The organism is Candidatus Protofrankia californiensis (genome assembly GCF_900634765.1).
Classification (GTDB): domain Bacteria; phylum Actinomycetota; class Actinomycetes; order Frankiales; family Frankiaceae; genus Protofrankia; species Protofrankia californiensis.
Genome location: NZ_CAAAFT010000477.1, coordinates 10,456 through 15,490, shown reverse-complemented (window position 1 = coordinate 15,490; position 5,035 = coordinate 10,456). Strand labels below are relative to the sequence as shown.

General features: G+C 71.3%; 4 protein-coding genes and 1 pseudogene. All 5 read left to right on the top strand.

Annotation, left to right across the window (positions count from 1 at the left end; genetic code table 11):
• Positions 1-1,426: oligopeptide/dipeptide ABC transporter ATP-binding protein (locus DD1DGNOD_RS30250; RefSeq protein WP_241255961.1), on the top strand; the 1,426-nt coding region annotated here is incomplete at its 5' end.
• Entirely contained in the window at positions 1,426-2,502 is a 1,077-nt protein-coding gene (locus DD1DGNOD_RS24640; protein WP_131764906.1) for an alpha/beta fold hydrolase, read from the top strand. The genes DD1DGNOD_RS30250 and DD1DGNOD_RS24640, both read left to right, overlap by 1 nt.
• Positions 2,499-3,359 carry a DUF427 domain-containing protein gene (locus DD1DGNOD_RS24635; RefSeq protein WP_131764907.1) on the top strand — a complete coding sequence of 287 codons (861 nt, stop codon included), beginning with the start codon at positions 2,499-2,501 and terminating at the stop codon, positions 3,357-3,359. The genes DD1DGNOD_RS24640 and DD1DGNOD_RS24635 overlap by 4 nt, the downstream gene beginning before the upstream one ends.
• A gap of 172 nt (positions 3,360-3,531) precedes the next feature.
• Complete coding sequence (locus DD1DGNOD_RS24630; protein ID WP_131764908.1) at positions 3,532-4,563, top strand: 2OG-Fe(II) oxygenase family protein; 1,032 nt, start codon at positions 3,532-3,534, stop codon at positions 4,561-4,563.
• Positions 4,564-4,749: 186 nt separating this feature from the next.
• Positions 4,750-5,035 (top strand): annotated as a pseudogene (locus DD1DGNOD_RS28410) (phosphoesterase PA-phosphatase); the annotation flags it as partial.

The following is a 5,035-nucleotide window of genomic DNA, read 5'->3' as shown; positions in this document are numbered from 1 at the left end:
CCTCTACGCGGGCCGCCTGGTCGAGGAGGGCCGGGCGGCCGAACTGCTCACCACACCGCGGCACCCCTACACCGCCGGCCTCGTCGCAGCGGCACCCACGGTCGGGATCACTCGCCGGGAGGGCAGGCTACGGGCGGTGCCGGGGCAGCCACCGGCTCCCACCGAACGGCCGAGCGGCTGTACGTTCGCCGACCGCTGCACGCTCGCCGACGAGACATGCTGCACCTGGGAGCCACCCCTCGTCCCCGTTCTCGCAGCCGCTCCCGCCGTCGTCCCGCCGGACAAGCCCCCGGACGGGCAGCTGGACGCGCATCTGGTCGGGCACACGGTGCGCTGCCACCACAGTGACCGCTTCATGACGCCGCACCTTCCCGAGCAGGGCACAGAAGTAGATCATCCGACCCCGACCCCGACCCCGACCCCGAGCCCGCGGCTGCTGTCCGTGCGGGGGCTGTCCCGCAGCTACGGCCGGACGCCGGTGCTGGACGAGATCGATCTCGACATCGCCTACGGCGAGGTATTCGGGCTCGTGGGCGAGTCCGGCAGCGGCAAGACCACCCTCGCCCGGGCGCTGGTGGGTCTCGGACCAGACGGTCCGGGAGAGCTCCGGCTTGCCGGGCGCCCCCTGCCAGCCCGGCTGTCGCGCCGGTCCGCCGAGGACCGCCGCCGGGTGCAGATGGTCTTCCAGGATCCCGACACCACCCTCAACCCACGACACCCCGTAGCCACCGTGCTGCGTCGGGCGCTGGTGACGCTGCGCGGATCGGGCACGGTCGCCGACCTCGCCGGCAGGGTCCAGCTCGGCCCTCGCCTCCTGCCGGTGCGGACCGCACGGCTGTCCGGCGGGCAGAAACAACGGGTGGCCATCGGCCGCGCCTTCGCCGGCAAACCCGACCTGGTCGTCTGCGACGAACCGGTGTCAGCACTCGACGTGAGCGTTCAGGCTGCTGTGCTGGAGCTGTTGGCGACCGCGCGGGACACCGACGGCGTCTCCTACCTGTTCGTCTCCCACGACCTGGCCGTCGTGGGATACCTGGCGGACCGGTTGGCTGTCCTGTACCGGGGGCAGATTGTCGAGGTCGGTCCCACCTCCGCCGTGCTCTCCGGCCCGCACCACCCGTATACCGACAGCCTGACCGGGACCGATGCGCCGGCTCCGGCGCCTGGCCGTCCGGGTCGGGTACCCGGCCGTCCGGATCCGGTGGGGCCGGCCGGCTGCCGGTTCGCCGGGACCTGCCCCCGCTGGGTGGACGGCCTGTGTGACCAGGTGGCTCCTCCCGTCCGGCTGCTGCCCGGGCCGCCCGGAGCACCTGTGCACACGGTCCGCTGCCACCTCGAACCGTCCGATCTGCCCAGGACCCCGTCGACACCGCCTGCCGGGTCCGGCGCGCAAGCGCCGCCGGCTGCGCAGAAGGAGAGGGTGTGATGTCCGAACGTCTCGCCGCCGGCGACCTCGACCAGCTCGATGACGTCGACCGGCTCGATGACCTTGACCGGCTCGATGACGTCGACCCGGAAAACGAGTTCACGCTGTTGGAGGACACCGCCGGGGATGCGGGCCTGGACTGGCACGGGCCCCCGCTGGTGGGCCGCCGCTGGTTCAACCCGACCACGGGCGGTCACCTGAGCGCGGTCCTGTGGGGGCCGGGCCCGCCCCAGGTCGTCTTCGTCCACGACGCCGGCCGCAGCGCGCGCCAGTGGGACGCCGTGATCCTGGCTCTCGGCCTGCCGGCCGCCTCGCTCGACCTGCCCGGCCACGGCCGGTCGAACTGGCGACGCGACGGCCGGTACGAACCCACCCGGCTCGCAGCCGCGGTGGGGGAGGCCATCGCGTCCTTCGCCCCGCGTGCACGCCTGGTGGTCGGCAGCGGACTCGGCGGGCTCACGGCGCTGGTGGTCGCCGCTCGCCGGCCGGAGCTGGTCCGCCGGCTCGTCCTGCTCGACACCCTGCCCGGCGCCGGACGCGCCCGGCGCCGGGCGGTGGGCGATGCTCCCGCATCCCGGACGGATGCCGTACGGCAGCTGGCCTCGACCTTCCCGCCGGATGCCCAGGGTCTGCCAGGTGCGGGGAGCCCCTCGGGTGTCCAGGGCCGCTCGGCTGCCGGGGGCCTGCGGGGTGCCGAGGGTTTCCTGCGGCGCGAGGTGCTCTTCGGCACCGTCGGTGAACCGGACGGCTCGTGGGCGTGGCGCCATGATCCCGCCGTCGCCGCGGCGTCCTACGACCCGTCACCGCTGTGGGACCACTTGGCGGGCGCGGCACCGACCGTCGTGCACGGTGCGGGATGGCTGTCGTCCGACGACCTCGACGTCCTGGCCCGCCGGGCGCCGCGCGCCCGGATCGTGGCGGGCGACGGCAGCGGCAGCGGCAGCGACCTGGAGACGCAGCAGCCTGTGGCCCTCGCCGGCCACCTGCTCGACGTCCTCGCCGCCGCGCAGACGTCAACAGCCCCGGCCGGCACCGATGCAACGACACCGACGAACGGACAGGGAGCCCGGACATGAGCAGCACGACATCGACCGGATCGTCGACCGGCTCCGTCGTCACCGGGGCGACCGAGCGCGTCACCGGGGCGACCGAGCGGGATCCGTTCTCACCGCGGCCGCGCGATCTGCGCCCGGTGCGGACCGAGCCGAACGGCCGACGGGTCCGGGTGTTCTTCAACGGGCAGGTCATCGCGGACAGCATCCGGACGCTGTACGTCTTCGAGGCCGGGCACCTGCCGGTGTACTACTTCCCGCGCCCGGACGTCCGGTTCGACCTGCTCACCCCCACCGACCACCACACGAGCTGCCCGCGCAAGGGCGACGCCTCCTACTTCACCATCACCGTCGGTGACCGGAGGGCCGAGAACGCGGTCTGGGCCTATCCCGAGCCGATTCCCGACGTAGCCGACCTCGCCGACTACGTCGCCTTCTACTGGGACAGGGTTGACGCCTGGTACGAGGAGGACGAGCAGGTCTTCGTCCACCCCCGCGACCCCTACAAGCGCGTCGACGCGCTGCCCTCGTCGCGGCACGTCGAGGTCCGCGTCGGCGACGAGTCACTGGCCGACACCCACCACCCGACCCTGCTCTTCGAGACCGGGCTGCCGATCCGTTACTACCTGCCAAAGCTCGATGTGCGGTGGGACCGGCTGACACCGGCACAGACCCGCACCCGCTGCCCGTACAAGGGTGAGGCCCGGTACTGGTCCTACGAGGGGCCGGACGGCACACGGATCGACGACATCGCGTGGAGTTACGCCGAATCCATCCCGGAGATCCCGAAGATCGCCGGTCTTGTCGCGTTCTTCAACGAACGGGTCGACCTGATCGTGGACGGTGTCCGCCAGCCGCGCCCCAGCACGCCCTGGTCCTGACCGGCGCCCCGGCCCCCCGTACCTCAATATCTATGAATATCCATGCCCGATATCTATTGCCCGGCGGTCCGTTCGCACCTCGTCCCGGCAATCCGTTCTCGATACCGGCAATTCCCGATCTCAGCATCCCGATACCGGCAATCCCGAGACGCCCCCCGGAGGGACATCTGCCATGAGCGACACGATCCCCGTCATCGACCTTCAGGCGGCCCTCGCCGAGGACGCCCCCGCAGACCTTCTGCGACGGGTCCGCGACGCGGCTGAGAGCATCGGACTGATCCAGGTGGTCAACCACGGCGTCTCGCTGGAGCTGATCGAGGACTTCGAACAGCGGATCGGGCGCATCCTGCGGCTGCCCCGCGCTGAGAAGGCCAAGCTCGCCAGCCCCACCGGGCATCCCTACCGCGGCTGGCGCCAGTGGCCCGACGACTTCGGCCGCCTCGAGCTCGAGCGGTACTGGATCGCCCAGTTCGACAACCCGGCCGACGCCGCCGCCGCCGGGGTCAGCCGGCGCTGGCTCGGGCTCTATGAACACGCCAACGTCTGGCCGCAGCAGGACCCCGGCCTGCGGGAGGTCACTTCTGCCTACACCGACGCGGCTGTCGGCCTGGCTCGGCGGGTGCTGGGGCTGTACGAGCGGATCCTCGGCCTTCCCGCCGGCAGCTTCCCGCACGACGAGCCCTACCACGCCAGCTTCCTCGTCAACGACTACCCGACCTGGACCTATCCGGACACCGCGTCCGACGAGGACAAGCTCCTGTTGCTGGAGCACGCGGACGGCTCGGCCGTGACGATCCTGCACCAGAGCGGCGACTACACCGGGCTGCAGGTGCAGCTACCCGACGGAAGCTGGATCCCGGTGCCCGTCGTACCCGGCGCACTGCAGGTGTTCTCGGGGACGATCCTCACCCGCTGGACCAACGGCCGGTTGCGTCCCGTTCGCCATCGGGTCGTGGCCGGCGGCACAGTGACCCGGCAGTCCACCGGGCTCTTCTACCACCCGAGCCTCGACACCGTGCTTGAGCCGTTGCCGACTTTCGTCGGCGCGGACGGCACCGACTTCGAACCCGCGCTGCTGGGCGAACTCATCGAGAACGGGGTCGAGGACTATCTCAAGATCTTCGGTCGTCCCGACCAGGTGGCGGCCTGGCGGGAGGGCCGGCCGTACGTCTCCGAACTGGCGGAAACATCGGCGGGACTCTGAACCGTCAACGCCTGCCGCCGGGTTCCGGGCGCTCCGGCTACCGGACTCGGCGGCGGCTACCGGACCCGGTGGCCCGCCGGATCCGACACACCGGGCCTTTTCCGTAACCCATAAACGGCCTTTTTTGCAACCCATTAATGCCGCATTTCATTGACGCGCCCATTTACCTCATTCGCGGAGACGATCGTGTTCTCTTTACGTGCCGTAATCCGACCGCGTCTGCGTTTCGCCGTCGTCACGGCCACACTGACCGCCGCAATGGTCGCCGGCACCGGCTCGGCGGGAACCGCGGCGGTCGCACAGCGCTCCGCCACGAACGCCGGCAACGCCGACTATGACGTGGTCCTCGACTGGTACGCTGTCACAGCGCGCACGGTCGCCGCCGCGGCCCTGCCCACCCAGGTCACGAACAGCCGCATATGGGCGGTGAGCTGGCTCGCTGCCGAGCGTGCCCTCGCCGCCAGGCCGGCTT

What these genes read in the sequence shown, in the direction of transcription:
- DD1DGNOD_RS24635 (WP_131764907.1), top strand. Translation starts at nt 2,499, where the DNA reads ATGAGCAGCACGACATCGACCGGATCGTCGACCGGCTCCGTCGTCACC.
- DD1DGNOD_RS24640 (WP_131764906.1), top strand. Translation starts at nt 1,426, where the DNA reads ATGTCCGAACGTCTCGCCGCCGGCGACCTCGACCAGCTCGATGACGTC.
- DD1DGNOD_RS24630 (WP_131764908.1), top strand. Translation starts at nt 3,532, where the DNA reads ATGAGCGACACGATCCCCGTCATCGACCTTCAGGCGGCCCTCGCCGAG.